23 protein-coding genes, 1 pseudogene and 1 riboswitch are annotated in these 26,196 nt (G+C 68.5%); of the genes and pseudogenes, 13 read left to right on the forward strand and 11 right to left on the reverse strand.

Annotation, left to right across the window (positions count from 1 at the left end; translation table 11 throughout):
• Positions 1–1,639 (reverse strand): annotated as a pseudogene (locus C8258_RS31045) (hypothetical protein); the annotation flags it as partial.
• A 197-nt stretch (positions 1,640–1,836) separates the two neighbouring features.
• On the opposite strand from C8258_RS31045, the gene C8258_RS31050 reads away from it, so the two are divergent.
• Together C8258_RS31050 and C8258_RS31055 are read left to right on the forward strand one after the other, a co-directional pair.
• A complete protein-coding gene (locus C8258_RS31050; protein WP_036506471.1) occupies positions 1,837–2,295 on the forward strand; it encodes a DUF3151 domain-containing protein in 459 nt (152 codons plus the stop codon).
• A 71-nt stretch (positions 2,296–2,366) separates the two neighbouring features.
• Positions 2,367–3,461, forward strand: a complete 1,095-nt coding sequence (locus C8258_RS31055) for an aromatic acid exporter family protein (RefSeq protein ID WP_106958171.1) — start codon at positions 2,367–2,369, stop codon at positions 3,459–3,461.
• 307 nt (positions 3,462–3,768) lie between these two features.
• On the opposite strand, the gene C8258_RS31060 is transcribed toward C8258_RS31055, so the two are convergent.
• A complete protein-coding gene (locus tag C8258_RS31060; protein ID WP_106958172.1) occupies positions 3,769–4,542 on the reverse strand; it encodes a site-2 protease family protein in 774 nt (257 codons plus the stop codon).
• Positions 4,539–5,162, reverse strand: a complete 624-nt coding sequence (locus tag C8258_RS31065; RefSeq protein ID WP_233225454.1) for a hypothetical protein — start codon at positions 5,160–5,162, stop codon at positions 4,539–4,541. Before C8258_RS31065 ends, C8258_RS31060 begins: the two co-directional genes overlap by 4 nt.
• Positions 5,163–5,497: 335 nt before the next feature.
• On the opposite strand from C8258_RS31065, the gene C8258_RS31070 reads away from it, so the two are divergent.
• On the forward strand, positions 5,498–6,787 hold the full coding sequence (locus C8258_RS31070) for an adenylosuccinate synthase (protein WP_036506461.1): 1,290 nt from the start codon (positions 5,498–5,500) through the stop codon (positions 6,785–6,787).
• A 14-nt stretch (positions 6,788–6,801) separates the two neighbouring features.
• On the opposite strand, the gene C8258_RS31075 is transcribed toward C8258_RS31070, so the two are convergent.
• Positions 6,802–8,292 carry a PLP-dependent aminotransferase family protein gene (locus C8258_RS31075; protein WP_106958174.1) on the reverse strand — a complete coding sequence of 497 codons (1,491 nt, stop codon included), beginning with the start codon at positions 8,290–8,292 and terminating at the stop codon, positions 6,802–6,804.
• A 62-nt stretch (positions 8,293–8,354) separates the two neighbouring features.
• Here C8258_RS31075 and C8258_RS31080 point away from each other — a divergent pair, with 62 nt between their 5' ends.
• The gene (locus tag C8258_RS31080; protein WP_146161376.1) at positions 8,355–8,603 is read left to right on the forward strand and encodes a hypothetical protein; all 249 of its coding nucleotides are present in this window, start codon (positions 8,355–8,357) and stop codon (positions 8,601–8,603) included.
• An 83-nt stretch (positions 8,604–8,686) separates the two neighbouring features.
• Complete coding sequence (locus C8258_RS31085) at positions 8,687–9,310, forward strand: methylated-DNA--[protein]-cysteine S-methyltransferase (protein ID WP_106958176.1); 624 nt, start codon at positions 8,687–8,689, stop codon at positions 9,308–9,310.
• Positions 9,311–9,321: 11 nt separating this feature from the next.
• Here C8258_RS31085 and C8258_RS31090 read toward each other — a convergent pair whose 3' ends face one another.
• Positions 9,322–10,188, reverse strand: coding sequence for an alpha/beta fold hydrolase (locus C8258_RS31090; protein WP_233225455.1), 867 nt, complete (start codon positions 10,186–10,188; stop codon positions 9,322–9,324).
• 95 nt (positions 10,189–10,283) lie between these two features.
• On the opposite strand from C8258_RS31090, the gene C8258_RS31095 reads away from it, so the two are divergent.
• Positions 10,284–10,838 (forward strand): ABATE domain-containing protein, encoded by a 555-nt coding sequence (locus C8258_RS31095; RefSeq protein WP_106958178.1) that lies wholly within the window; start codon positions 10,284–10,286, stop codon positions 10,836–10,838.
• A gap of 7 nt (positions 10,839–10,845) precedes the next feature.
• On the opposite strand, the gene C8258_RS31100 is transcribed toward C8258_RS31095, so the two are convergent.
• The 5 genes from C8258_RS31100 to C8258_RS31120 all read right to left on the reverse strand — a co-directional run bounded on the left by C8258_RS31100 (position 10,846) and on the right by C8258_RS31120 (position 17,776).
• Positions 10,846–11,307, reverse strand: coding sequence for a hypothetical protein (locus tag C8258_RS31100; RefSeq protein ID WP_146161377.1), 462 nt, complete (start codon positions 11,305–11,307; stop codon positions 10,846–10,848).
• Positions 11,308–11,377: 70 nt separating this feature from the next.
• Positions 11,378–13,990 carry a LuxR C-terminal-related transcriptional regulator gene (locus C8258_RS31105; protein ID WP_106958180.1) on the reverse strand — a complete coding sequence of 871 codons (2,613 nt, stop codon included), beginning with the start codon at positions 13,988–13,990 and terminating at the stop codon, positions 11,378–11,380.
• 219 nt (positions 13,991–14,209) lie between these two features.
• A complete protein-coding gene (locus tag C8258_RS31110; protein ID WP_106958181.1) occupies positions 14,210–15,310 on the reverse strand; it encodes a CaiB/BaiF CoA-transferase family protein in 1,101 nt (366 codons plus the stop codon).
• Positions 15,311–15,420: 110 nt separating this feature from the next.
• A complete protein-coding gene (locus C8258_RS31115) occupies positions 15,421–16,323 on the reverse strand; it encodes an amidohydrolase (protein WP_036506445.1) in 903 nt (300 codons plus the stop codon).
• A 49-nt stretch (positions 16,324–16,372) separates the two neighbouring features.
• Entirely contained in the window at positions 16,373–17,776 is a 1,404-nt protein-coding gene (locus C8258_RS31120) for an FAD-dependent oxidoreductase (RefSeq protein ID WP_063066072.1), read from the reverse strand.
• Positions 17,777–18,040: 264 nt separating this feature from the next.
• Between C8258_RS31120 and C8258_RS31125 the strand changes: the two genes are divergently transcribed.
• The 5 genes from C8258_RS31125 to C8258_RS31145 all read left to right on the forward strand — a co-directional run bounded on the left by C8258_RS31125 (position 18,041) and on the right by C8258_RS31145 (position 21,522).
• Positions 18,041–18,511 (forward strand): hypothetical protein, encoded by a 471-nt coding sequence (locus C8258_RS31125; protein WP_106958182.1) that lies wholly within the window; start codon positions 18,041–18,043, stop codon positions 18,509–18,511.
• Between the two features lie 54 nt (positions 18,512–18,565).
• Positions 18,566–18,679: riboswitch (SAM riboswitch) on the forward strand.
• An 18-nt stretch (positions 18,680–18,697) separates the two neighbouring features.
• Positions 18,698–19,120 carry a rhodanese-like domain-containing protein gene (locus tag C8258_RS31130; RefSeq protein ID WP_106958183.1) on the forward strand — a complete coding sequence of 141 codons (423 nt, stop codon included), beginning with the start codon at positions 18,698–18,700 and terminating at the stop codon, positions 19,118–19,120.
• A 40-nt stretch (positions 19,121–19,160) separates the two neighbouring features.
• Entirely contained in the window at positions 19,161–20,375 is a 1,215-nt protein-coding gene (locus C8258_RS31135; protein ID WP_106958184.1) for an O-succinylhomoserine sulfhydrylase, read from the forward strand.
• A gap of 47 nt (positions 20,376–20,422) precedes the next feature.
• Positions 20,423–21,049 carry a type 1 glutamine amidotransferase family protein gene (locus C8258_RS31140; RefSeq protein WP_106958185.1) on the forward strand — a complete coding sequence of 209 codons (627 nt, stop codon included), beginning with the start codon at positions 20,423–20,425 and terminating at the stop codon, positions 21,047–21,049.
• On the forward strand, positions 21,046–21,522 hold the full coding sequence (locus tag C8258_RS31145) for a MarR family winged helix-turn-helix transcriptional regulator (protein ID WP_106958186.1): 477 nt from the start codon (positions 21,046–21,048) through the stop codon (positions 21,520–21,522). Before C8258_RS31140 ends, C8258_RS31145 begins: the two co-directional genes overlap by 4 nt.
• 34 nt (positions 21,523–21,556) lie before the next feature.
• Here the strand turns inward: C8258_RS31145 and C8258_RS31150 are convergent, their stop codons facing one another.
• Positions 21,557–22,315 carry an HAD-IIA family hydrolase gene (locus C8258_RS31150; RefSeq protein ID WP_106958191.1) on the reverse strand — a complete coding sequence of 253 codons (759 nt, stop codon included), beginning with the start codon at positions 22,313–22,315 and terminating at the stop codon, positions 21,557–21,559.
• 274 nt (positions 22,316–22,589) lie between these two features.
• Here C8258_RS31150 and fgd point away from each other — a divergent pair, with 274 nt between their 5' ends.
• Positions 22,590–23,597, forward strand: a complete 1,008-nt coding sequence (fgd, locus tag C8258_RS31155) for a glucose-6-phosphate dehydrogenase (coenzyme-F420) (protein ID WP_036506433.1) — start codon at positions 22,590–22,592, stop codon at positions 23,595–23,597.
• Between the two features lie 225 nt (positions 23,598–23,822).
• Positions 23,823–26,195: a serine/threonine-protein kinase gene (locus C8258_RS31160; RefSeq protein WP_106958187.1), complete on the forward strand. Its 2,373-nt coding sequence runs from the start codon at positions 23,823–23,825 to the stop codon at positions 26,193–26,195.
• The last annotated feature ends 1 nt before the right edge of the window (position 26,196 follow it).

Below are 26,196 nucleotides of genomic sequence, written 5' to 3' on the forward strand. Positions count from 1 at the left end.
ATGTGTATAAGAGACAGGGCCCCGGCGAACCCTGCCCCTGCGGTCCGTGCCCGCCCGGGCCTTGCGCGCCGGGACCCTTCGGACCCTGTGCGTTCGGGCCTTGTGCGTTCGGCCCCTGTCCGCCCGGGCCTTGCGCGGCCGAGCTCTGTATGCCTGGCCCCTGTGTTCCCGGCCCCTGCGAACCCGCCCCCTGCGGGTTCGGTCCGCCGGGACGCTGAGGGCCCTGTCCACGGCCCTGCGTACCGGGGCCACCGGCAGGACCCTGCTGAGCCGGGCCGTTCGGACCGGCTCCGACTCGCTGTCCCGGCCCGCCCGAGCCCTGCCCCGGCCCCCCGGAACCGCTCGTCCGAGTCTGGCCCGGTGCGCCGCCTGCGGGGCCGCGCTGGGCACCGGCGGCGGCCGCGCCGAGTCCCGCGGCGCCGGCCGCGGCGGCCGGGCCACCGATGCGCCCCTTCGGTCCCGGGCCACCGGCCGCGGGTGCGCCCGGCCCCCGCGATCCCGGAGCGCCGGACGCGCCCTGCTCACCGCCCGGTCCGCCCTGTGCCCCAGAGCGTTTCGGACCGCTCTGCCCGGCTACCGGCGGCGTGGCGCGAAGCTTCTCGGTGACCGCCGGATCGGGCTTCTGAATCGGCAGGATCGTCGTGGCGTCGTCGGACGGGTTCGATATCGCGGGAACGTCTTGTGGTGCTTCGGTTTTCGCGTCCGGCGCCGTAGTGTCCCGACCGCTGTTCGCGCCGCCGGACTGCTGCGCCGGGCCGGACTTCGCGGTCTTCTCACCACCCTTGCCGGACGAAACCTTGGGTAGTGCAACGGTTTTCGACTCGTCGGTACCGTCACCGTTCTCGTTCGCGGCAGCGTTCGGCGCCTTCGAGCCCGGCGCGGCGGCACGCGCGGCAGGGGCGGCGCCCTGACCGGCTGCAACACCTTCGGCGCCTCCTGCCTTCGCGGCACCCGCAGCCTTCGCGCCCTTCGCGGTGCGTTCGGTATCGGGGGCGGCGGCCGGACCGTTCGTCGTCGCCGGGCCGTTCGTGGCGGCAGATCCGCCAGTCCCGGTCGCGGCGTCGGACTTGCCGGAGCCCTCGGAGGTGGGAGCCTCGCCGGTTTCCTCGGGCTTCTTGCCGGATTCCGCGCGCCTGGGGATGGCGACCGTCTCCGCTTCGCCCGCCGCTGCACCGCTCGCCGCAGTGCCCGCCTTTCCGGCGGCGTCCTTCTCGGCACCTGCCGGCTCGGCGGGTTCGCCACCGTCGCTCGCCTTCGAGCCGGGCGCGCCGGCGGCCGGCTTGCCGGAACCGGCAGTACCGGAACCGCCGGACTTCGCGCCCGGAGCGCCCGCGCCGGACTTGTCACCCGCGCCGGAATTCGCCTGGGCCGAACCATTTTTCGCCCCCGGTGCGCGAATCACCTGGGTCTGCGCCGAGGGTGACGGCATGGGCGCGGTGGGCGCGGCACCGGGTAGTTGGTCCCGGGAGATGCGCTGGGTACGGTCCGGGGCGCCGGTGTCCGGTTCACGGCCGGGTGTGGGCCCGCCCTGGGCGCCGAGCTTCGCCGGTCCGTCCGGACCCGCACCGGATGCAGCCTGACGCGGGCGGTCGCCGGAGGCGCCCTGGTGCGGCTTCTGATCGTCGTTCGGGTCGGACACGCGCTACCCCTTGCTCACTATCGGCTGTCGGTCGTCGACTGTCGGTCTCAGACGGCCAGCCTAATGGGGTCGGGGCGCGTAGGAGGCGGCAGACGCGCAACCATATAAGGGCTCGCCATCGCCGGCCGGGGCCCGGCGCCGGCCCGGCGCACCCGCTGCCCGGCGAGCCGGTGCGGTGGCGGTGCACAATGAAGCCCATGACCTCCTTCGGTGATCTGCTCGGACCGCAGCCGGTATTGCTTCCCGAAAACACGGAAGCCGAACAGGCCCTGCTCGACAATCAGGACCCGGTCCAGGTCGCCGCCGCGCATCCGACGGCCTCTGTGGCCTGGGCGCAGCTGGCCGAGGATGCGCTCGACCGCGCCGGCATCGTGGGCGCGCCCGAGGGTCAGGCCGAGGTGACCCTCGATGTGGTGGCGGCCTACGCCTTCGCCCGCACGGGCTACCACCGTGGCCTGGACCTGCTGCGCCGCAACGGGTGGAAGGGCTTCGGTCCGGTGCCGTGGAGCCACGAACCCAACCAAGGCTTCCTCCGTGCGGTCGGCGCGCTCGCCCGGGCCGCCCAGGCCATCGGTGAGAGCGACGAATACGCCCGCTGCCTGGACCTGCTCGAGGATTGCGATCCCCGCGCCGCCGCCGAACTCGGTCTGGACTGAGACTGGCCGGCACGGAATGGTTCGCGCCCGCCATCACCGTCGATGCGGTTCGCGACAGCGGTAGACAGCGCATGCGCAGTGGATGGGTCCGTCTGCGCCGATCCGCGCTTCCGATCTTCCAGTGTGCGGTGGGCGCGGCCCTGTCCTGGTTCGTCGCCCACCGGTTGGTGGGGCATCCACAACCGTTCTTCGCGCCGATGGCCGCGGTCATCTCGATCGGCGTGTCGTTCGGTGCGCGTCTGCGCCGATCGGTGGAACTCGTCGGCGGTGTGGCCGTCGGGATCGGGATCGGCGACTTCTTCATCGGTCAGGTCGGAACCGGTGCGTGGCAGATCGCGCTCGTCGTCGGGGTGGCGATGGCGATCGCGGTATTTCTCGACCGAGGTGCGGTCATCCCGATGCAGGCCGCCAGTTCGGCGGTGCTGGTCGCCACGTTGATGCCGCCGCATACCGGCGGAGGTCTCAACCGCATGGTCGACGCGCTGGTCGGTGGGTTCGTCGGCGTCGTGGTGGTGGCCGCGATTCCGCTGCACCCGGTGCGCCGGGCCCGGCAGCAGGCCGCCGATATCCTCACCGTCCTGGGTGCGGCGCTGACCGAATGCGCCGACGGCCTGCACGAGCAGAATGCCGACAAGGTCCGCGACGCACTGCATTCCGTGCGCGGTACGCAACCGCAGATCGACGGTCTGCGCAATGCGGTGGAGGGCGGACGCGAGGTCAGCCGGATCTCCCCGCTGTACTGGAATTCCCGGCCGCGGCTGGAAGCGATCCGCGCGGCGGTCGACCCGCTCGACAATGCCGTGCGCAATACCCGAGTGTTGTTGCGCCGCGCACTGACCCTGGTCCGCGACGACGAAATCCTCGATCCCCGAATGATCGCCGAGGTCGAAGAACTGGGGCAGGCGGTGGAAGTGGTGCGCCGCTACATGGTTGCCGAACCCGGCGAACAGCCCGACGCCGCCGAGGCAACGCGTGTCCTGCGGCGGGTCGCGAAGGGCGCGACCAAGGATCTGGTCGAAGGCGCCGGCCTGTCCTCGCACGTGGTCTTCGCCCAATTGCGTTCCATCGTGGTCGATCTGATGCAGGTCTGCGGGATCAAACGCCTGTCGGCGATCGCGCTGCTGCCGCCCACCGTGCAGAACCCCTATGTGGCGCCGCAGGATTGACGACACGGCGGTACCAGTAGTCGCCGAGCGGTCCGCGAGGTCGCCGGGTGCGGCTGCGCACGGCCACCGCGTTCGAATCGGGTAGTCGACTACTCGTGTCGCGGGCCGGCGCGGATCGTACGTTTGTCTCGACCGCGTCGACGAGGGGTGGCGCGGTCGGAAAACTTCGCGACGGATGCGACGTGCGGCCGTCTTGGTGTGCGGCCGACCGCGTAGGGGGCGGGCGCTCCGTCGTGAAGAGGGCCGCCCGGTTCCCGTTCGCCGGCGAATCGAACCGGAATCGGGCGCGCCCGCCGAAACTCGCGTGTCAGGTCCAGAAGCGGGTCAGATAACTACCGATGGCCGCCCAGTCCGACGGCACGCCCGACAGCTCGAACACCCAGTAGACGGCATCGAAGAACACCCGATTGAGCTCCGGCACCCACAGAATCGCGAGCAACAGCAGCAGCCCGAACGGCTTCACCTGATCCAGCGAACGCCGGGTCTGATAACTCAGCGACGGCTCCACGATCGCGTAGCCGTCGGTTCCCGGAATCGGCAGCAGATTCAGAATCGTCGCGGTGATCTGCAGAAATGCCAGGAAACTCAGGCCGAACCAGAAGGCGGCGTGGTCGTGGGTGGAGCCGGCGAACCGGACGATCACCAGCAGCACCACCGCGCACAACGCGTTGACCGCCGGACCCGCCGCGCTGATCGCGCGCTGGGTGCGTGTCGAGAAGTTCTGCGTATTCAGATAGACCGCGCCGCCGGGCAGCGCGAACCCGCCCAGCGCGATGAAGAAGATCGGCAGTGCGATCGACAGCAGCGGATGGCTGTACTTCACCGGATTCAGCGTCAGGTATCCGCGCATCTGCACTTCGCGGTCCCCGGCTCGGTACGCCGTGTACGCGTGGCCGAATTCGTGCAGGCACACGCTGAGAATCCAGCCCGCCACCACCAACACGAACACGCCGGCCTTGGCCCGGGTGGACAGCGGATCGGCATCCCAGGCCAGCGCCCCGCCCAGGGCGGTGATCACGACGATCAGCAAGAAGATCGGACTCGGGCGCACTACTCGCCGAGCCGGGAAGGAATAGGTCATCGCACCAGCAGCCAGGGCTCGTGATGACGGTAGAAACTCGACCGCGGCACGGTGCGATCGGCGGCGATGCCGTCGCGGGTCACCGCGGCGCCCGGTGAACCCAGCTGTACGGCACGCCCTGCCACCCAGCGCTTCTTACCCCAGCCGCGCTGCACCGTCGCGCGCACGCCGGGCATCTCGAGCGTCGGCGAAACATGCAGTGCCGCAACCTTTCCGGTGAACAACCGGATTTCGTCGACGTAGGCCTCACCCTCGAGTTTGCCGCCGTCGCGGCCGGTGATCGTGGCCCGGCCGACCAGGACGGTACCGGTCTCGTCACGAATCAGCGGGGTCGGCTCGGGCCGGCCTTCCAGCGCGCGTTTGGCGGCGTGCGAGCCCGTCCCGGTCTGATAGGCGCGGGAACCGTAGGTGCGATCCACCGGCACGTAACCGATCTCGACGGCCAGCCGTTCGGTGCGCAGTAGATGGGTGAGCACCGCGGCCAGACCGGCATCCTCGCCCAGCACGATCAGTCGCGGCTGGTTGTCGGCCGCCAGCACCGGAAGCAGTTCGTCCAGTTCGCCGGTCTCGGGGATCGCCGTGGTCTGGGTAGTGGGCAGCGACGCGAGCGCGATGGGCACGGGAGCGCCGTTGCAGCGGAGAACATGAGTACTCAACTGCCGAACACCCTCCTCGGACCTGCCAACGCCATCGCCCTCGCTGCCTACCGGGCGCACCCCTGCCGGGACGCCTCCGCAGGCCACTGTAATCGGCTCGGGCGGTCGGCGCGCTCTCCGCTGCGCCGCGCGGGGGAGGAGGTGGCTGGTTAGGGCACGAATTGTGTCCACTAGACTGTCCCTCCGGCCACCGCCACATGGCGCGAGCGACGGGCGTCGGGAGCGCCGTCATCGGGCTCTGCAACGGCAGGTAGCTGCAGCGTCGCCGATGCTGCGCGTCGACACCGTAGGAGACTCCCATGCCGGCAATCGTGCTGATCGGCGCCCAGTGGGGCGACGAGGGTAAGGGCAAAGCTACCGATCTGCTCGGTGGCCGCGTCCAGTGGGTGGTCCGCTACCAGGGTGGCAACAACGCAGGTCACACGGTGGTCCTGCCGAACGGCGACAATTTCGCGCTGCATCTCATCCCGTCCGGCATCCTGACGCCGGGCGTCACCAATGTCATCGGCAACGGTGTGGTCATCGATCCGGGTGTGCTGCTCGACGAACTCGCCGGACTGGAACAGCGCTCGGTGGACACCACCCGGCTGCTGCTCTCGGCGGACGCGCACCTGATCATGCCGTACCACGTGGCCATCGATAAGGTCACCGAACGCTTCCTGGGCAACAAGAAGATCGGCACCACCGGACGCGGCATCGGCCCCTGCTATCAGGACAAGGTCGCCCGCGTGGGCGTGCGCGTCGCCGATGTGCTGGACGAGAAGATCCTCACCCAGAAGGTCGAAGCCGCACTGGAATTCAAGAACCAGGTGCTGGTGAAGATCTACAACCGGCGCGCACTCGACCCGCAGCAGGTGGTCGACGAGGTGCTGAATCAGGCCGAGGGCTTCAAACACCGCATCAGCGACACCCGGCTGCTGCTCAACCAGGCCCTGGAGAACGGCGAGACCGTTCTGCTGGAGGGGTCCCAGGGAACCCTGCTCGACGTCGACCACGGCACCTATCCCTATGTGACGTCGTCGAATCCCACCTCCGGCGGCGCCGCGGTGGGCGCGGGCGTGGGACCCAACAAGATCACCACAGTGCTGGGCATTCTGAAGGCCTACACCACGCGCGTCGGCTCCGGGCCGTTCCCGACCGAACTGTTCGACCAGTCCGGCGAATATCTCGCCAAGACCGGCGGCGAGGTCGGCGTGACCACCGGCCGCGCCCGCCGCACCGGCTGGTTCGACGCGGTGATCGCGCGCTACGCCACCCGGGTCAACGGCATCACCGACTACTTCCTCACCAAACTGGATGTGCTGTCGAGCCTGGACCGGGTGCCGATCTGCGTGGCCTACGAGATCGACGGTGAGCGGGTGGAGCAGATGCCCACCACGCAGACCGAATTCCACCACGCCAAGCCCATCTACGAGGAGATGCCGGGCTGGTGGGAGGACATCTCCGGGGCCCGCAGCTTCGAGGATCTGCCGGCCAACGCCCGCGCGTACGTCGAACGGCTGGAGGAGCTTTCCGGCGCCCGCGTGTCCTGCATCGGCGTCGGACCCGGCCGCGACGAGACGATCGTCCGTCACGACATCCTGAAGTAGCGAAGCCTGCGGGCTCAGTAGCAGGTGAGCGGCGCCAACGGTTCGGTGGCATGCGGGGTCAGGGACGCGTAGGTCGCCGCGATCGACTTCACCGCCACCCGCAGATCGGATTCGGTGTGGGTGAACGGGAGTCGCAGAAAACGTTCGAACGCGCCCTGGACTCCGAAGCGCGGCCCGGCGGCGAGCAGCACACCGTGATTGGGCGCGGTGGCGGCGAGGGCGGTCGAGACGGGAGCCGGTAGTTGCACCCAGATCGACATACCACCGCGGCCGGGGCTCACCTGCCAGTCGGGCAGTTCCTCGGACAGGGCCTCGAGCAGGGCGGCGCGACGGCTGTGTAGCTGTTCGCGGCGTTGTTCGAGGATCACGTCCGCATGGTCGAGCAGATAGCCGGTGGCCAGCTGATCCATCACCGGCGTGCCGAGGTCCACCGTGGACCGGGTGCCGAGCAGTTTCGTGATGAGCGACTGGTTGGCCCGGATCCAGCCGACGCGCAGGCCGCCCCAGAACGACTTGGACGCCGATCCGATCGTCACGATCTCCGATCCGCGCGCGAAAGCGGCTGCCGGAGGGGGTGTTTCGCCGTCGAGCTGCTGGTCGACCATGGACTCGTCGACGATCACCGTCATGCGGGTCTCGCGGGCGATCGCGGCCAGTTCCGCGCGGGCGTCGGCGCTCATCAACAGGCCGGTCGGATTGTTGAAGTCCGGTACCAGGTAGGCGGTACTGGCGGCGGTTTGCCGTGCGGCACTGCGGATTCCGTCGAGATCCCAGGCGGCCTCCGGTTGTTCGGGGCGCAGCGGCACCGGGACCGGCCGGGCGCCGACGTCGCGGATCGCCTCGATCGCATTGGGATAGGTCGGGTGGTCTATCAGGACGCGTTCGGCGGGTGCGGTGAGCACGTTGAGCAACAGCCGAAGTCCGTGCTGCGCACCGAGAGTCACCAGAATCTGGTCCGGTTCGGTGGGCAGGCCGCGTTCGGTGTAGCGGCGCGCGAGCATCTCCCGCAGCGGCAGTACGCCCACCGGATCCATGCCGTGGGTGCCTAGGTAGATCGGAAGTCCTTGTAGCGCAGCGGAATACGCGTCGTTCATCTGCGGGGGCGCCGACATCGCGGCGTAGGTGAGGTCGATGGTGGGCTGTGCCGTCGGCGACATCACCGCCAGAATGCTGCGGGCCGGTTTGGTGCCGTCGTGTGCGACGTCGGAGGGCAGGGCCACCGTGCTGCGCGAGCCCTGCCGGCTGATCAGATAACCATGCTCGCGCAGCAGCGCGTACGCGGAGGTGACCGTGGTGCGGCTGACGCTCAGCGCGGTCGCCAGATCGCGTTCGCTCGGCAGGGCGATTCCCAGTGGGGCCCGGCCGTCGTGGATCAGCAGGCGAATACTCTCCGCGAGCGCCAGATATGCCGGGCGCGCGCCGCGGCGAGCGGCGCCGGATTCGTCGTGCCGCCAGCGGCCCAGGTCGCGGGTGAGGGTGGCCGCACTGATAACGCGTATCGCCATAGGGGCCAGTATCCGGGTAGTGGCTATTTGATTCAAGTCCAGATGCGGGCAGGGTGGATCTCATGTTCTCGGGTCTCGCCGCTCTGCTGGTCGTCGCGGTCGTTCTCCTGGCCGCCTATCGTTATGCCACCGGATCCGGGCGCCGGGTCGTCGCACTCTTCGAGCGGTATCGCCCGCATGCGCCGATGGCGGATTGGTCACTGCGCGAGGTGGAGTGTCGCGATCCGGCCCGAGATCTCGCGGCCCTGGGGGGTCGGCAGACCTGTGTGGCACGGGACCGGTCGGCGACTCGACCGCCTGTGCTGCCCTGACCGTCGGAGCGGCATCAGTCCAGTCGACTGGTACTGGACTGCAACTGCCGGGGATGTCGGACCCCCGGTGCACACTGTGGGGTATGTCTGCGGGCAAGCTGTCCTCGGTCTCGGTGACCGAATTCGATACCGCCATCGGCCGATGCGCGATGGGGTGGACCGATGACGGCGTCGTGCGGTTCCAGCTGCCGGAAGTCGTCGTCCGCGGTCCCGAGCCCACTGGGCCATCGGCCTCCGAACAGGCCTCGGATGCCGGTGCCCTCACGGCCGGCATGTTGCGCCGAGGTGTGGACGCGATCGCCGCCGAGCGGGTTCGCGTCGTCGAGCCGTCGGACGGGATGGCCGAGGCGATCCGGGCCATTCGCGCGCATCTGACCGGGGAGCTCGACGATCTGCGGTGGATTCCGGTGGACTACCGCGCCCAGCCGGAATTCCATCGCGCGGTGTACGACATCACGCGCACCATCGGCCCGGGACACACACTCACCTACGGCGAGGTCGCCGCCCGGGCCGGGGCGCCCGGCGCGGCCCAGGCCGTCGGACAAGCCCTGGGCCGCAATCCGATTCCGTTGATCGTGCCCTGCCACCGCGTGCTGGCGGCCGACCACGGACTGCACGGCTTCTCCGCGCCGGGCGGCATCGTGACCAAGGCCCGGCTGCTCGAAATCGAACGCACCTCGGGATTCGGCGAACCGACCCTGTTCTAGACGCCGGCGGGCTATCGCGAGGCGGGCAGCCGATCGAGGAAGTCGGCGATGAGCGGGGCGATCTCGCGCAGATGCGTTTCCAGGGCGAAATGGCCGGTGTCGAACAGGTGCAGCTCGGCATCGGGTAGATCGGCGAGGTACGCGTCGGCGCCGGGGGCCGGGAAGAAGGGGTCGTTCGCACCCCAGACGATGAGCGCCGGCGGCGTGTACGTGCGCAGCCAGGCCTGCCATTCGGGGTAGCGGGCCACATTCGAGTGGTAGTCGTAGGCCAGCGACAGCTGCGCTCGGGTGCGGCCGGGCAGGTCGAGGTAGCTCTGGTCCAGCATCCAGCTCTCCGGGGCGAGCCTGCTCGTATCCGCGACGCCCTGCTCGTATTGGCCGCGGGTGCCGTCGAGACTGAGCAGTTGGCCGATGATGTCGTCGGCTCCTTCCTGCTCCGGTCGCAGCGCGATGAAATCCTTTGCCCCGGCGGACAATCCGGCTTCGTAGGCGTTACCGTTCTGCACCACCAGGCCGGTGATCCACTCGGGATGACGAGTGGCGATGCGGTAACCGACGGGTGCGCCGAAATCGAAGACGTACATCGCGAACCGGGTCAGGTCGAGCTGCCGCACGAATGCCTCGGTGATATCGGCGAGGCGATCGAAGGTGTAGTCGAAATCCGCCGGCGCCACGGTATTGCCGAAGCCGGGATAGTCCGGGGCGATCAGGTGATACCGGCTGCCCAGCACGTCGATGAGGCGCCGGAACTGGTGCGACCCCGACGGGAAGCCGTGCAACAGCAGCAGCGCCGGAGCGTCCGCGCGAGTGGGCACGGATTCGCGATAGAAGACCTCGACGCCCTCCACTTCGACGCGCCGGTTCCGCACTTCGGTCACTTCGATCATGATGTCACATGCCTTATCTCCGTAGGGATGCATTAGTTCTAGCCGACTGAACCTAATGCGTCAATATGGCGAGTTACCATTAGTGGGTGAGTGAACCGCTGATCGGCGAACCGCCGGCCCTGGACCTGGTGAACACCCAGCCCGCGGACGGCGACCTGCTGCAGACCCCCGAACAGCTGGCGCGCTGGCTGGGCCTGCAGGCCGGGCGTCTGTCCGGGCTACCCGGCGACGCGACCGCGGCCGATCTGGCCGCGGTACACGCCGTCCGCGATCACACCGCGCGAATACTGGACGCTCTTCTGGCCGAGCGGGTCCCGCCGGCGGCCGCGCTGGACGGTCTGACCGCCGCGCAAGCCGCCGCGCCGGCGATCCGCACGCTGGAATGGGGTGCGGGCGGGCTCACCGCGACCGTGCGGCGCCTCGGGGAGCCTGGTACGCACGTGGCCGCCGCGCTCGCCGACGCGGCGGTGGATCTGCTCGCCGACCCGTCCGTCGCTCGCGTGCGGCAATGTGCCGCCGACGACTGCGTCCTGCTGTTTCTGCCCGCCCATCCTCGACGGCAGTGGTGTTCTCCGGAACGCTGCGGCAACCGGGCCCGCGTCGCCCGTTATTACCAGCGGCACAAGGGCGCCGACCGGTGACCGCGAACTACTTGTGTTCGGCGTTGGGGTTGATCGCGCCCTGGATGCCGTCGTTGGCTCGGTTGACGCCGTCGACCACCGCATCCGGGACGGCATCGGGCACCGGCGCGCTGAAATCGCCCACGCGCACTTCCCGCGGAGCCGGCGGTTCGCTCGGCTTCGGCTCCGGCTTGGGCGCGGCCCGCGGCGCGGACTGCGGCGTGGGCACGTGTTGTGGTGAGGCGGAACGCAATTCCGCCGGCTCGTCGGAGGGAGCCGGGGCATCCGGGGTGGTGACACCGGGCTGGACCGGGCCGATCGCCGCCGCCGTACCGGCGAATCCGAGGACCACCGCGAGCGGTACCGCCGCCATCGCGACCCGAATACCCGTCATCAGATACCGATTTCGACGGATCACGCCGAGCACCACCCTCGTCAGCAAGCCTGCCTGTGCGGCGACCACGGCCGCCGCGAGCATCGTAATCGACACCAGGCCGGGTGTGCAGTGCCGAATCCTGTGATCCGTGCCGTCTCACCACGATCGGACGCCCGCATGATGGTCAGCGCTGTCTGCCTCGGGGCGGCTCACCGCGCATCAGATCGGCGAGTGCCTCGCGATCGGTGACATCGAGCTTCATACAGGCCCGATAGAGATGGCCCTCGACGGTCCGCACCGAGACGGTCAGCCGGTCCGCGATCTGCCGGTTGCTGAGCCCGGCCGCGACCAGATTGGCGATTTCGCGTTCGCGCGCGGTGAGCGGAAGTGGTTGTGCCGATTGCCGAAGCGCCGGTGTGCTCGCGCCGCCGCAGGCCGCGGCCAGGCGATTGGCCGCCGCGGCGGATTCGAGCAATCGGCGGCGATCGCCGTGCCGCTCGTGCACCGACGCGGCCTGCGCGGCGGCGTCGGCGGCCGAGAGCAGGGCGCCCATCCGCTCGAATTCGGCTGCGGCCGCGTCCAACCCGGGCCCGTCCTGGGAGGCGACCGCCACGGCGTGGCGAGCCTGCACCTGCACCAGCGCGCCATCGATCCGCGCGGCGATATCGGCGAGCCGCCCGGCGACAGTGCGGTCGCCGAAGCGGGCCGCGGTGTGCAGGGCCATGGCCTCGATCGCATGCTGATGGGAACGGGCCGCGGCGTCGGCGGCTCCGATGGCCAGCCGGACGGCCGGGGCGACGGTGCCTTCGGCGGCGGCCTGCCATGCGCGCGCGATTTCGAGCTGCGGTTCGTAGACCGCGCTGTGCCGGCCACCGCGCAGCCGCGCCTCGGCGATCGTCTCGGCGGCCTCCGCGGTGCGGCCCAGGGCCGAATATGCCTCGGCCAAACGGATTCTCGCGGGGAACATCCACGCGGCGGCGCCCTCGGCGGTCAGCGCCGCGAGCGCCTGTTCGAGATTCTCGACGCCCTCCGGGAAGTGGCCTTGCGCCACGTCGACGGTGCCCTGCAGGATCTTCGACAGCCCCCAGGCCAGGTACTGTCCCGGCGCCGAATAGCCGAAATAGCCGGAGGCGCAGCGTCGTGCGGCCTCCAGTTCACCGGTGAAGGTGAGCGCCAGCACTTCCGCGTGCGCGGACATGAATCGCGTCGGCCCGTCGACCTGCTCCTCGACCTGATGGCCGCGCAGGGTGTATTCACGCGCGGCCGCACCGCGACCCATCAGCGCCAGCGCCAGACCGCCGCCGAACGACGCCCACCACACCGCCCAGGCCGGTGCGTCCGGTGTGGACATCACCGCCTCGGCGTCGGTGAAAGCCTCCTCCAAGCGGTTCTCGTTCACCTCGCAGGCGGATGCCAAGCCCTGCAACGTCAACACGATCTTCGGATGCCGGACCCGGCTGCGCACCAGGGACAGCACCTCGTCGGCGCGATCGGCATCGCCCATGGCCCACAACAGATTCGAGACGCGGGTGCTGCCCCAGCGGGCCAGCTGCACCTCGTTCAACTGATCCGGATCGAAACTGGCCAGCGTGCGTTCGGCCTCGATGCGATGTCCCTGCCACAGCAGTGCGCGTGCCAGCAGATCCGCGGACTCGACCCCGCCGCGACGCTCCACGGCCGCCCGCGCGAACCGCTCACCGAGCGGGATGTTCGCCAGCCCGATCGCGTCGGCCGCGGCCGCCTCGAACAATTCCAGATCCGCGGATTTGTCACTGTCCAAAGCCAATTCGGCCAGCCGGATGCGATCGGAGGCGGATTTGATGGGCCGTTCCCGCAGCGACGAATACAACCGGCCCCGGAGCCGGCGCGCCGAGGCGATGCCGAGGCGCCGCCGGATCACCTCACCGAACAGCGGGTGGTTGTAGCGCACCAGCAATTGGTGCCCGTTCTCGACGATCCGTATCACGCCGCGGGTTTCGGCGTGTTCGACCGCGTCCTCACCGGCCAGTTCCGCCAGGACGTCGAGATCGATGGGCTCGCAGAAGGTGAGCAACTCCAGCACGCGCAGCACCGACTCCGGCAGCTGTTCGACGCGATCCTCCAGCAGCGCCGCCAGTTCCGAGGTCACCGCCGCCCGCCCGCGCAGCTGCCACACCCCGTTGACCTGACGTAGCGTGCCCGCCTCCAGCGCACCCTCCACCAGATGCCGCAGGAAGAGGGCGTTGCCGCCCGAGGACTCCCACATCAGATTGGCGGTGAACCCCTCCAGCTGTCCGCCGAGCATGGATTCGACCAGTTCGACGCTCTGCGGTTCGGAGAACGGCGTGAGGTCGATCCGCAGCAGATGCCCGTCCTTCCACAGCGAGGTCACCGCATCCGGTACCGGCACCCCGCTGCGAACCGTACAGACGATCCGCGCGGCCTTGTCGATAGCCAACTGCAACAACAGCGTTGCCGAGAGCTGATCCAGCAGGTGGGCGTCGTCGACGCCGATGATGGTGTCGCCGTCGGCCAGCAGCGCCTCCCGGGCGGCGGCCATGAACGTGACGGGGTCGTGCGCGGTGTACACACCGACCATATGTGCGAACACTCCGAGCGGAATACTGCGTGCGGACTCGGTGCCCGCCACCCAGCGCACACTGCCGCCCACCGCGGCCGTCGCCTGCCGCGCCAGGGTCGTCTTACCCACTCCCGCGTCGCCGGTCAGGATCGCGCCGACGAATTCGGTGCCGGTCAACGCGGCGCGAATCGACCCCAATTCGCCACCACGCTCGATCATCGGCCAGTTGCGAGGCATGAAATTACTGTAATGCCTCGCGTATCAGGGCGGGATGCGGTGAAGACCGAACGGCCGCAACCGGATCCAGCGGGTATACCGACAGGTTGTGAGATCGCCCGGTGGGAGCGTGGATGCGGCGCGCCGCCGGGCCGGGCCGCGGAGTGAAGTCGTGGCGCTCCCGGTGCGGCGACTCGCCGGGCGGGCGCAGATCCGCGTGGACCCGCGCCCGCGGTGAACTCAGTTCGCCCACACCTCGTCGATGGCGGTGGCGGCCGACGGCGGCGGGGTGGGGGTGCCGGCCTGGGTGCGGGAGAAGCGCGGGGCAGGGGCGTGCTGGACCACGCCGTCGATCTCGACCAGCGATTCGCGGGCGGTGATGTGGCCGTTCTCGATGGCCTCGGTGAAGGTCAGCACCGGGGTGCAGCAGGCGTCGGTGCCGTCGAAGATCGCGGCCCATTCGTCGCGGGTCCTGGTCTTGAACTTCTCCGTGAACAGCTTGCGCAGCTGGTCCTGGCCGTTGGGGTCGAGCTGCATCGGCAGGCCTTCGGGGTCGATCTCGAGCCCCTTCAGGAATTCGGCGTAGAACTGCGGTTCGATGCAGCCGACGGCCATGTACTTACCGTCGGAGGTCTCGTAGGTGTCGTAGAAGGCCATACCGGTGTCGAGCAGGTTGGTGCCGCGCTCGTCGGACCACAGACCCATGCCGCGCATACCCCAGATCATGTGCGAGAGCGAGAGCGCACCGTCGATCATCGCGGCGTCGATCACCTGGCCCTTGCCCGAGATGGACCGCTCCACCAGCGCGGACAGCACACCCATCACCAGGAACATCGAACCGCCGCCGAAGTCGCCGACCATGTTCAGCGGCGGGACCGGACGCTCTCCCTTGCGGCCGATGGCGTTGAGCACACCGGTCAGCGAGATGTAGTTGATGTCGTGGCCGGCGCGGTCGGCGAGCGGGCCGAACTGTCCCCATCCGGTCATCCGGCCGTAGATCAGGCGCGGGTTGCGCTCGAGAGTGACGTCCGGGCCCAGGCCCATCCGCTCGGTGACGCCGGGCCGGAAACCTTCCAGCAGCACGTCGGCCTTGTCGATCAGGCCAAGCACCTTCTCGATATCGGCCGGGTCCTTGAGATTCGCCTCGACGATGGTGCGTCCCCGCCACTGCGGCCGTTCCATGAATCCCGGCAGCTGGCCGGGACGCTGCACGCGCACCACATCGGCGCCCAGATCGGCCAGCAGCAGTGCCGCGTGCGGGCCGGGGCCGATTCCGGCCAGCTCGAGAACCTTGATGCCCGCGAGTGGGCCCTGCCCGGTGGTGGTGGATGAAGTGCTCACGCCCTACCTCGGTTCGTCGTCGATCCTGCGACCGGCGGCGCGCGCCGGTGTTGACACTACGACAATAAGCGGTGGATGTGACGCACGGCATCCGGGTGCGGTGTAGGCGGCTATTCGATGATCCGTAGCGGCCGGGTCCGGTCCGGTGGCTGGTTGCGGTTCGGCGGTTGAGTGCGATTCGGCGGCTGGGGCAGTTCCGAGCGGCGCAGCCGCAGCGTCGGTGGTTCGGCGCGCGGAATCGGCAGCGTCGGCACCGGATCCTCGGCCGAGCGCACCTTCACCGGCAGCCGGTAGCAGGCACGGGCGTTGTCCTCGAGCACCCGGTACATATCGGCGCCGACGGCCCGGCCGATGATCTCGATATCGGCATCGCGGAACGGCCGCCCGGCCCGGTTGCCCGGCAGATCGGAACCGAACATCAGCGCACCCGGATTCACCGCGTGCACCCGCCGCATCGCCGATTCCACATCCATCGACACCCGCCCGAACCCGGAGGCCTTCACCCGGGCCCCGCGATCCACCAGATTCAGCAGATAGGGCAGGCATTCGTCGGACATGCCCATATGGTCGATGCTCAGCGCCGGCAGTTTGGAGATGACCGGTTCCAGCGAGCCCAGCATCGATCCGTCGATGTAGAGCTCGACATGCCATCCGGCGAGTTCGTAGGCGCGCACGGCCTGCATGGTCAGCGTGACGATGTCGACCGCGGCGCGCTTGAGGTTGAACCGGATCGCGCGCACTCCGGCCCGGTCCAGCTCGATGATCTGCTCGTCGGTGACGTCCGAGGGCAGATTGATCACCCCGACCCAGTTCGGCCCGAGTTCGGCCAGCGCGGCGATCATGAACGTGGAGTCGGTGCCCTGGAAGGACGCACTCACCACCGCACCACCGTCGACATCGAAGTGCGCCATGCGCTTTCGATAGTCGCCGATGGTGTACGGCTCCGGCAGGTAGCCCTGATTCTCGACCAGCGGAAACCGCGGGTCGATGATGTGAACGTGTGAATCGAACACGTGATCAGCATGCCTCAGGTCGGTGACGAATGCGGATCCGGTGTGGTGTTCAGACCTTGTGCGGCTCGCTGGCGCGCAGCATGTCCTCGCGTTCGACGACCTTGACCCGCTCGCGGCCTTCGGGCTCGCCGAGTGACCGCTCGTGGGCGTCGAGGCGGTACCAACCGGCCCAGGTGGTGAACGGAATGCCCTTGTCCTCGAGGAACTTCGTCACGGCCTCGGGATCGGGTTCGGCGGCCGGGGTGAAGGAGGCGGCGTCGTCGAGCAGGCAGGCGATGGTCTCGTTGGCATCGCCCTTGGTGTGGCCGATCAGGCCGACCGGGCCGCGTTTGATCCAGCCGGTGACGTAGGTCTGCGGCAGGTAGCGGGCGGCGCCGTCGGCGCCCTCGTCGACGAGCACGCGCCCGGCCTCGTTGGGCACGGTGCCGGCCTGGTCGTCGAACGGCAGCTGCGGGATGTTCTGCGACAGGTAGCCGACGGCGCGGTACACCGCCTGGACGTCCCAGTCCTTGTAGGTTCCGGTGCCCTTGACGTTGCCGGTGCCGTCGAGGGTGGTGCGCTCGGTGCGCAGGCCGACAACCTTGCCGTCCTCACCGATCAGTTCGGCCGGGGATTCGAAGAAGTGCAGGAACAGCTTGTGCGGGCGGTCGCCGACATCGCGGATGGCCCACTGCTCGAGGGTGTTGCAGACCATGTCGACCTGCTTGGAGTGGCGGCGGGCGGCCTCGGAGCCCTCGTCGTAGTCGATGTCCTCGGGATCGACGATGACCTCGATGGTCGGCGAGTGGTCGAGTTCGCGCAGCTCGAGCGGAGTGAACTTGGCCTGGGCCGGACCGCGGCGACCGAAGACGTGGACCTCGAGCGCCTTGTTGTTGCGCAGGCCCTCGTAGACGTTCGGCGGAATCTCGGTCGGCAGCAGTTCGTCACCGGTCTTGGCGAGTACGCGGGCCACGTCGAGCGCGACGTTGCCGACACCGAGGACGGCGACCTTCTCCGCGTCCAGCGGCCAGGTGCGCGGCACATCCGGGTGGCCGTCGTACCAGGACACGAAGTCCGCGGCGCCGTAGCTGCCGTCGAGTTCGATACCCGGCACACCCAGGGCGCGGTCGGCGTTGGCGCCGGTGGAGAAGATCACCGCGTCGTAGAAGCGACGCAGGTCCTCGAGGTCGATGTCGCTGCCGTAGTCGATATTGCCGAGCAGGCGCACCTGCGGCTTGTCGAGCACCTTGTGCAGGGCGGTGATGATGCCCTTGATGCGCGGGTGGTCGGGCGCGACGCCGTAGCGAATGAGACCGAACGGGGCAGGCATGCGCTCGTAGAGGTCGATACTCGCCTCGACATCGGACTTCATCAGCGCGTCGGCGGCGTAGATTCCGGCCGGTCCGGCACCGACGATCGCGATGCGCAGTGGGCGGTCGCCCGCGCCGCTCTTCGTTCCAGCGTGTTCGGTCATTTCTACGCGCACCTTTGGTCGAAAACTCTCGTCTTGTCAGCCGTCCTTCTTAGCTTAGGCTAAGTTGACGTGCGGGCCGGGCCCCTGCCCGACTGCTCCGCCGATGCTGCCTCGTTGCCGCGCGGAGCTCTCCCGATCCGTGCACCGGATGTGGCCGGAGTTCTGGTGATTCTATCGGTGGCACACACCGCCGCTATTCCCGGTATCCGCGCGAAAATGCGGGCGTGATCTTCGACACTTCGGCCCACCGGGGATGATCGCACCATGAGTGACAGCGATCCGGCCGGCCGGAGCGACCCTCGGGGCGATGATCCGGCTACCTCGATCGATCAGCGCGACACCACGCGATCGGCGACGCCGTTCCTGATCGCCGCGGCCATCGCCGTTCTCGCGGTGCTCGCCGTCGTGATCCTCGGAGTCACCCGCCCGGCTGAGAACAATCTCACAGAACCGGACCGGGTGGCCATCGCGGCGCGCAACTTCGCCACGGCGAGAAGCGATTCCGATGCCGACCGGCGCAAGACCACCGAATGCGCGGGCTTCGACGAGAAGAAGTCGCCGCTGGGCGCCGGCTCCGTCGGCAAGAAGGTGGAGATCGCCGGAGTCGACGCGGTGCACATCGACGGCGACCACGCCACGGCCTCGGTGACCAGCCAGATCGACGGGCACAAGACCGCGGCGAACTGGAATTTCGGCCGTGAGAACGGCACCTGGCTGGTGTGCGTCAACCCCTGAGCCGTCGCCGTCGATGTTTGACAATCGGGCCTGTGACCAGGCATTCTCGGTTCAGGTCATGAGTACCAGCGACAAGCCCCGGCTCGCTGGTCGGCAACCCTCCTCCGCGGTGGGGTGCTCCGGGTGACGACCTGGCCGCGGTCCGACCGGACGCGGCAAGTGCGGATTCCGTAGGAGGTTCGACAAGTGAGTTACGCCGGTGACATCACGCCTGGGCAGGCGTGGGAATTGTTGCGCGACAATCCGGATGCGGTGCTGGTGGATGTGCGCACCGAGGCCGAATGGCGATTCGTCGGAGTGCCCGACACCACCTCGATCGAGCGGCCTACCGCCCTCATCGAATGGGTCGACGCCACCGGCTCGCCCAATCCCGCGTTCGTGGAGCAGTTGAAACAGGTGCTGGCCGATCGCGCGGGTGACAGCGATGCCCCGGTGATCTTCCTGTGCCGGTCCGGGCAGCGTTCGATCGGTGCGGCGACGGCGGCGACCGCGGCCGGCTTCGCACCCTCCTACAACGTGCTCGAGGGTTTCGAGGGGCCGCTGGATGCCGAGGGGCATCGTGGTGGCGCCGGTTGGCGCGCACTCGGCCTGCCGTGGCGGCAGTCGTGAGTGGATCTGTTGTGCGGCAATTCTTTTCGTGGAGGCAGTCATGATCACCGGCGGTGCATTCGATCGGCCGCTGCCCGAGGGTGTGGGTCCGGCGACCCTGGGCGTGCGCGGCGGGCTGCGCCGCTCCGGTTTCGAGGAGACCTCCGAGGCGCTGTATCTGTCGTCCGGATTCGTCTACGAGAGCGCGGAGGCGGCCGAAGCGGCCTTCACCGGCGATATCGAGCATTTCGTCTATTCCCGCTACGGCAATCCGACGGTCGCGATGTTCGAGGAGCGGATGCGGCTGCTCGAGGGCGCCGAGGCGTGTTTCGCCACCGCCAGTGGGATGTCCGCGGTGTTCACCGCGCTGGCGGCGCTGCTCGGGCAGGGCGATCGGCTGGTGGCCGCGCGCAGCCTGTTCGGTTCCTGTTTCGTGGTGTGCAACGAGATCCTGCCGCGCTGGGGCGTGGAAACCGTCTTCGTCGACGGTGAGGATCTCGGCCAGTGGGAGCGCGCGCTCTCGCAGCCGACGGCCGCGGTGTTCTTCGAGACCCCGTCGAACCCGATGCAGACCCTCGTCGACGTGCGGCGGGTGAGCGAACTGGCCCATGCCGCCGGCGCGAAGGTCGTGCTGGACAACGTGTTCGCGACGCCGCTGTTGCAGCGCAGCCTCGACCTCGGCGCCGATGTGGTGGTCTATTCGGGCACCAAGCACATCGACGGACAGGGCCGGGTGCTCGGCGGTGCGATCCTCGGCACCGGCGACTACATCAACGGACCGGTCAAGAATCTGATGCGCCACACCGGCCCGGCGCTGAGCCCGTTCAACGCCTGGACCCTGCTGAAGGGGCTGGAGACGATGCCGCTGCGGGTGCGGCAGTCGACGCACTCCGCGCTGGCCGTCGCCGAGTTCCTGGAACGGCATCCGGGCGTGGCCTGGACGAAGTACCCGTTCCTCACCTCGCATCCGCAGCACGAGCTGGCGACCTCGCAGATGTCCGGCGGCGGCACCGTGGTCACCTTCGAACTCGCCGCAGGCGCCGGCGAGGGTAAGAAGCGCGCCTTCGAGGTGCTGAACCGGCTGCGCATCGTCGACATCTCCAACAACCTCGGCGACGCGAAGACCCTGATCACGCATCCGGCGACCACCACGCATCGGGCGATGGGCCCCGAAGGCCGTGCGGCTGTCGGTCTCACCGACGGGGTGCTGCGTATCTCGATCGGACTCGAGGATGTGGAGGATCTGCTCGGCGATCTGGAGCAGGCGCTGAGCTGACACCGAAACGATTGACAGTATGCTGTCAATTATGACAGCATACTGTCATGAGTAAAACGGTTCATATTGCGGTGTACGACACCTTCGCCGATTGGGAGCCGAGCTACGTCACGGCCGGTATCAATCGCCCACTGATGCAGCGCGAACCGGGAACCTGGCAGATCCGCACGGTCGGCGCCACCTCCGAGCCGGTCACCTCGATGGGCGGGCTGCGCGTGCTTCCCGATCTGACTCTGGATCAGCTCTCGCCGGGCGACAGCGCGATGCTGGTCCTGCCCGGCGCCGATATCTGGGAGGACGGGCAACTCGCGCCGTTCGCCCAGGCGGCGGGGGACTTTCTGAATGCCGGCGTGCCGGTGGCGGCGATCTGCGGGGCGACCTACGGACTGGCGAAGCAGGGCCTGCTCGATGCTCGTCCGCACACCGGCAACGCCGCGGAAAACCTTGTCTCGACCGGATATTCGGGAGCGGGACACTATGTGGACGAACCGGCCGTGACCGACGGCGATCTGATCACCGCGAGTGGTATCGCGCCGATCGACTTCGCGCGCCATATCTTCGCGCGGCTGGACCTGTTCGAGCCGGCCGTCCTGGACGCGTGGTATCGGCTCTACGTGGACCGGGATCCGAGCGGGTTCTTCGCCCTGCAGGCCGCGGCGGTCGAGCCGGCATGAGTCGCGGTGATGCCGAACTGTTCTCCGCGGCGGCGATCACGACCTTCAAGCTGAACGGCCAATTCCTCACGATCGCAGAGGAATTGGCGAAACCTGCGGAGATCACCGCGGCCTGGTGGCAGGTGCTGGGCGCGGTGCTGCACGAACCTCTGCCGGTCTCGGGAATCGCGCGCGAGATGGGCATCACCCGCCAGAGCGTGCAGCGCATCGCAGACCTGCTGGTGGACAAGGGTTTCGCGGAATACCGGCCCAACCCCGCACATCGCCGCGCGAAGCTGGTGGCGATCACCGACGCGGGCTATGCGGCGGTGCGCCGGATCACCCCGCACCATGCGGTGATGGCGAAAAAGCTTGCCGCGCACCTGGGTTCGGAGCGGTTCGGGCAGATCGTGGACGCGCTGGGCGACCTCTCGGCGGCGCTGGACGCGATGGAATCGGCGGGCGCCGCCGAGGCGAGCGACGACCAGGCCTGATCGAAGCCGCCCGACCGAAGCCGCCCGACCGTGTTCAGGCCGCGAACGGATTCCCGGTGCGGCCCACGAGATCGGCCACCGAATCGATCACCACGGTCGGCCGGTACGGGAACTGTTCCATCGACGCCCGGGTCGAGATCCCCGAGGTCACCAGCACGGTGCGCATCCCCGCCTCGAGTCCGGCGATCACATCGGTGTCCATCCGGTCGCCGATCATCACCGCCGACTGTGAATGCGCGCCGATCTGCCGCAGCGCCGAGCGCATCATCAGCGGATTCGGCTTCCCGACGTAGTACGGGTCGCGCCCGGTGGCCCGGGTGATCAGCGCGGCCACCGAACCCGTCGCGGGCAGCACGCCCTCGCGCGAGGGCCCGGTCGGGTCGGGATTGGTGGCGATGAACCGGGCGCCGCGCTCGACCAGCCGGATCGCGGTGGTGATCGCCTCGAACGAATAGGTCCGCGTCTCGCCGAGGACGACGTAATCCGGATCGCTGTCGGTCAGCACGTAGCCGATTTCGTGCAGGGCGGTCGTCAACCCCGATTCGCCGACCACGTACGCCGTGCCGCCGGGACGCTGCTCGTTCAGGAAGGTGGCCGTGGCGGTCGCCGAGGTCCAGATCGAGGAGGCCGGGATGTCGAGCCCGATCCGGCGCAGGCGGGCCTGGAGATCGCGCGGGGTGCGGATGGAGTTGTTGGTCAGGACCAGGTACGGAATCTCACGCTCGGTCAGCTCCGTCAGGAACGCATCGGCGCCGGGGATGAGGTGGTCCTCGTGCACCAGCACGCCGTCCATATCGGTCAGGTAGGACAGAATCGGTTCACTGTCGGCAGTCACGAGCCAATTGTGGGCTATTGCCGAGGGTGATGTGACGTTCCGGTAGGTGCGTACGCGCGGCGGTCGCAGAATTCGCACTGGTTATGGTCGAATGCGACCGCAACTTGCCGCGCTGTGGAATTTCGGGACAGGAATTCGGGACACCCGTCCAGCGCTGCACTCGGTCGACGCGGTCGTCTCCCGCCCGGGGGCCGGCCCAAGCACGCACGTGACGGCGAACAGGAGTGGCGCAGTGAGTGATCTCAAGCTGGGATACAAGGCGTCGGCAGAACAATTCGGACCACGCGAGCTCGTCGAGCTCGGCGTTCTGGTCGAAGAACACGGCCTCGACAGCGCGACCGTCAGCGATCACTTCCAGCCCTGGCGGCACAAGGGTGGTCATGCGCCGTTCTCGCTGGCCTGGATGACCGCGGTCGGTGAGCGGACCTCCCGCATCCAGCTCGGCACCTCGGTGCTGACACCGACGTTCCGCTACAACCCCGCGGTGATCGCTCAGGCCTTCGCGACTCTCGGGGTGCTGTACCCGGAGCGGATCATGCTGGGTGTGGGCACCGGTGAGGCGCTCAACGAGATCGCGACCGGTTACAAGGGGGAGTGGCCGGAGTTCAAGGAGCGCTTCGCCCGGCTGCGCGAATCGGTCGATCTCATGCGCGCGCTGTGGAGCGGTGACCGGGTCGACTTCGAGGGTCAGTACTACACCACGGTCGGCGCGTCGATCTACGACGTGCCGCCGGCCGGGATCCCGGTCTACATCGCCGCGGGCGGGCCCGTGGTCGCCCGGTACGCGGGCCGGGCCGGTGACGGTTTCATCTGCACCTCGGGCAAGGGGATGGACCTCTACACCGAGAAGTTGATGCCGGCGGTGACCGAGGGTGCGGAGAAGGTCGGCCGCACGCTCGGCGACATCGACCGGATGATCGAGATCAAGATCTCCTACGACACCGATCCCGAACTGGCGCTGGAGAATACGCGGTTCTGGGCGCCGCTGTCGCTGACCGCCGAGCAGAAGCATTCGATCACCGATCCGATCGAGATGGAGGCGGCCGCGGACGCGCTGCCGATCGAGCAGATCGCCAAGCGCTGGATCGTCGCCAGCGATCCGGACCAGGCCGTCGAGCAGATCAAACCGTACGTCGATGCCGGGCTGAACCACCTGGTCTTCCACGCTCCCGGTCACGACCAGCGCCGCTTCCTGGACCTGTTCGCGCGCGACCTGGCACCGCGCTTGCGCGCACTCTGATCGCCTACGAATCCCGTCGCGCCCGTCGCGGCAACCGTCATGGACTCGTCGCGCCCGGTTGACCACCGACGATGCCCACCCAGCTTCGGCTGGTGGGCATTGTCGAAAACTGTGTGACGCGATGGAATCCGAATCCCGGCGCGTCGACGAGACCTCGTCGACGGACGAATTCGCCTCACCCGGCAGGCAGGCGACTGGGTAGTCTCCTCGGCGGAGGAGGGACTCATGCTGCAACCGGGAGAAGTATTCGCGGGCTATGTGATCGAACGATTGCTCGGGGCCGGGGGGATGGGCGAGGTCTATGTGGCCCGGCATCCCCGTTTGCCGCGATCGGATGCGGTGAAGGTGCTCGCGGCGCAGTTCTCCGCGGATGCGGAGTATCGGGCGCGGTTCGAACGCGAGGCCGATCTGGCGTCGCGGCTTTCGCATCCGGCGATCGTGAAGGTCTACGACCGTGGCGAGGATCGGGGCCGGTTGTGGATCGCGATGGAATTGGTCGAGGGGGTCGATCTGGCCCAGCGGTTGCGCGCGAACGGGCCGATGTCCGCCGCCGAGGTGGCCCGCATCGCGGAGGTGATCGCGGGTGCGCTGGATCGCGCGCATGCGCAGGGGTTGGTGCATCGCGATGTGAAACCCGCCAATATTCTGCTGAGCCGGGCCGGGGATGTACTGCTCACCGATTTCGGGATCGCGCGTCAGGTCGCCGATATCTCGAATCTCACCGGTACCGGCATGATGATCGGCACCATCAACTACGCGTCGCCCGAGCAGTTGAGCGGGCAGCCGCTGGACGGACGTAGCGATCAATACTCGCTGGCCTGCAGCGCCTTTCACCTGCTGACGGGGCAGGCGCCGTTTGCGGACGACAATCCCGGCCAGGTGATCCTGCGGCATGCCACGGCCGCTCCGCCGAGCGTGCGGACGATGCGGCCGGAGTCGAGCGTCGAGGTGGATCGGGTGCTGGCGCGGGCGATGGCGAAGTGGCCGGCGGACCGGTTCGCGTCGTCCTCGGAGTTCGCGACGGCGCTCGGTGCGGCCCTGCGGGCCACCCCTGCCGGACCGGCGGATGACCCGCAGGCAGCGATCGCAACCGTGCTCGCCGGACAGCCTGTGCCGACGCTCGACGGATCGGCCGCCGCGAGCCCGACCATTGTCTCTGCAGCCGGCGCGGAGCTGCCACCATCGCAGCGCGGCAGTGACGGTGGGTCGCCGCGGACGATGTGGGCGGCGTTGGGCACGGTCGCGGCCGTGGTTGCCGTCGTGGCGGCGGTGACGGCATTCGTGCTGCACGCGAGCGGCCCCGACGAGGTCGGTCCGACCGATGCCGCCCGGGCCGTGGCCCGGATCTCGGTAACTCCGCAGAGCCCGGATCTGAGTGCCGAACCCACCGGGAAGCGGTGGTCGGTCGACGGGTGGGCGCTCCCGATCGGCGGCACGGACAAGGTGGTGTTCTACAACGGCGCCGAGACACTCGACATCATCGATGTGGAGTCGGGTGCGCTGTTGCACAGCGTCGGCGTGGGTTACATCTCCTACGCCGAGTGCGTGTTCACGGCCTCGGGCCGCTACGCGGGCTGCCGTACGGAGTCCGGAGACAGTGCCGCCGGGACTCGGGACGTGAATTCGGATTCGTACGCGACGCTGCTCATCGATACACAGACGGGTGTGATCTCCGGCCGTTTGCCGGCCGCCACCGAAATCGTCTCCGCAGGAGAAACGTTCGCCACATTCGAACCCGAGCGCACAGGTGCCGCGACGGGTTCGGTCATCGCCGCGGATGTCACCGGCACAGTGCTCTGGCAGGCCGACGACATCCAAGCAGGTCTGGTCCACGGTTCCGGCGTGCTGTCGCTGCAGAAGAATCCCGTGTCCGGTGATCCGTTCTCGAAGGCCGGTTTCGAATTGCGCAATATCGAAACCGGCAAGGTCGTGTATCAGATGGCTCCGGACCACGTTCAGCCGTATACCGTGTGGGCCCCGGACTGGTTGGCGTACTCCGGCGGATTCGCGGTCGGGCAGGACTTCTTCGCTCTCGACGGAACGAAGCGCGCGAGCGCCGGTCCCGGCTGGCGGGTCGTCGCGAGCCAGCCGTATGCCACCCAGGGTGACGATCCGGCGCCGAACGGCAATGACAAGCGCTACGCCGAACCGGACACCGCACCGGCGCTGCCGGTGATGACGAACCGCGGCATGCTCGCCGCCTTCGATCCCGCGACCGGAGCCATGCTCTGGTCCAGGCAACTGCCGAAGGAAGCGAGTTACGGCCACGGGGTGTCCGTCGCCGGAATCGGCAGCAAAATTCTGATTCGCTGGGACACCACCACGACATCCGGCTCCGAGTACCTCGAGAACAAATACAAGCTCGCCTACGCCTGGTTCGATGCGTACACGGCCGAAGGCGGTGTACTGCCGGACAACCAGGTCCCCTGGGCGACGGACGGAACGAGGGTGGTCACCGTCGCGCGTGGCGGTCAGGGCGGGATCACGGTCGTCGCCGCCGGAAAGAATCGGCAGCCGGTGTGGTCACTCGACTTCGGCAGCAGCCCGATCCGCACCTTCGCCGGGCGGGCGTATCTGGCACACAGCCGGATCGTGTGAA

The sequence above is a fragment of the Nocardia sp. MDA0666 genome (genome assembly GCF_003023875.1).
GTDB lineage: Bacteria > Actinomycetota > Actinomycetes > Mycobacteriales > Mycobacteriaceae > Nocardia > Nocardia aobensis.

Bases quoted from the DNA above. Each gene is read 5' to 3' on its own strand.
- C8258_RS31050 (WP_036506471.1), top strand. From the start codon at position 1,837: ATGACCTCCTTCGGTGATCTGCTCGGACCGCAGCCGGTATTGCTTCCC.
- C8258_RS31055 (WP_106958171.1), top strand. From the start codon at position 2,367: ATGCGCAGTGGATGGGTCCGTCTGCGCCGATCCGCGCTTCCGATCTTC.
- C8258_RS31060 (WP_106958172.1), bottom strand. From the start codon at position 4,542: ATGACCTATTCCTTCCCGGCTCGGCGAGTAGTGCGCCCGAGTCCGATC.
- C8258_RS31070 (WP_036506461.1), top strand. From the start codon at position 5,498: ATGCCGGCAATCGTGCTGATCGGCGCCCAGTGGGGCGACGAGGGTAAG.
- C8258_RS31075 (WP_106958174.1), bottom strand. From the start codon at position 8,292: ATGGCGATACGCGTTATCAGTGCGGCCACCCTCACCCGCGACCTGGGC.
- C8258_RS31080 (WP_146161376.1), top strand. From the start codon at position 8,355: ATGTTCTCGGGTCTCGCCGCTCTGCTGGTCGTCGCGGTCGTTCTCCTG.
- C8258_RS31085 (WP_106958176.1), top strand. From the start codon at position 8,687: ATGTCTGCGGGCAAGCTGTCCTCGGTCTCGGTGACCGAATTCGATACC.
- C8258_RS31105 (WP_106958180.1), bottom strand. From the start codon at position 13,990: ATGCCTCGCAACTGGCCGATGATCGAGCGTGGTGGCGAATTGGGGTCG.
- C8258_RS31120 (WP_063066072.1), bottom strand. From the start codon at position 17,776: ATGACCGAACACGCTGGAACGAAGAGCGGCGCGGGCGACCGCCCACTG.
- C8258_RS31125 (WP_106958182.1), top strand. From the start codon at position 18,041: ATGAGTGACAGCGATCCGGCCGGCCGGAGCGACCCTCGGGGCGATGAT.
- C8258_RS31135 (WP_106958184.1), top strand. From the start codon at position 19,161: ATGATCACCGGCGGTGCATTCGATCGGCCGCTGCCCGAGGGTGTGGGT.
- C8258_RS31140 (WP_106958185.1), top strand. From the start codon at position 20,423: ATGAGTAAAACGGTTCATATTGCGGTGTACGACACCTTCGCCGATTGG.
- C8258_RS31145 (WP_106958186.1), top strand. From the start codon at position 21,046: ATGAGTCGCGGTGATGCCGAACTGTTCTCCGCGGCGGCGATCACGACC.
- C8258_RS31150 (WP_106958191.1), bottom strand. From the start codon at position 22,315: ATGGACGGCGTGCTGGTGCACGAGGACCACCTCATCCCCGGCGCCGAT.
- C8258_RS31160 (WP_106958187.1), top strand. From the start codon at position 23,823: ATGCTGCAACCGGGAGAAGTATTCGCGGGCTATGTGATCGAACGATTG.